This window comes from Morganella sp. HSTU-ASny43, from assembly GCF_022819185.1.
GTDB classification, from domain to species: domain Bacteria; phylum Pseudomonadota; class Gammaproteobacteria; order Enterobacterales; family Enterobacteriaceae; genus Morganella; species Morganella morganii.
On sequence record NZ_WSPG01000088.1, the window covers coordinates 1 to 547 of the forward strand.

The window sequence follows — 547 nt, forward strand, 5'->3', positions numbered from 1 at the left end:
CTGTGTCTGGCATACGATGACATGCTGAAAGCGAAAGTCACGATACACGACACCCTGGCACACTATCTGGATGCGGCGAATTTTCCGGATGGCAACCCGGCGGCAGATCCTACCCAGGAAAAAGTCTCGGTCTTTTATATCGACAGCAAATCCTCGGAAACCAAAGAGGTTATTGAGTTTGATTTAGCCAGCCCGATGGATTTGCAGGGGGTGCTGATCCCGACGCGGCAACTGCATGCAATGTGTACCTGGTGCATACGCGGCAAATACAAATCCGGTGATGGTTGTGATTATGCCGGGCAGAACGGGTATTTTGACAAACACGGCAACCGCGTGGATGACCCGGCACAGGATCAGTGCAGCGGCATGCTGAATACCGGCTGCTTTCCCCGTTTCGGGAAAAATAATCCGATCCCGTTCGGCGGCTTTCCGGGAACCTCATTACTGAGGAAATAATGATGCGTAAAAACATTCAGGCAGCTATTTTTGCACACGCAGAGCGTGAATATCCCCGCGAGTGCTGCGGAGTAATAGCTCAAAAATCCCG

The 547-nt window shown here is 51.7% G+C and carries 2 protein-coding genes; both read left to right on the forward strand.

The features are described from left to right. Positions 1-456, forward strand: a 456-nt coding sequence (locus GN208_RS17895) for a phage minor tail protein L (protein WP_243828521.1), incomplete at its 5' end; no start/stop codon positions are given. A gap of 2 nt (positions 457-458) precedes the next feature. Next, a partial coding sequence (locus tag GN208_RS17900; protein WP_243828522.1) for a Mov34/MPN/PAD-1 family protein occupies positions 459-547 on the forward strand: 89 nt, incomplete at its 3' end.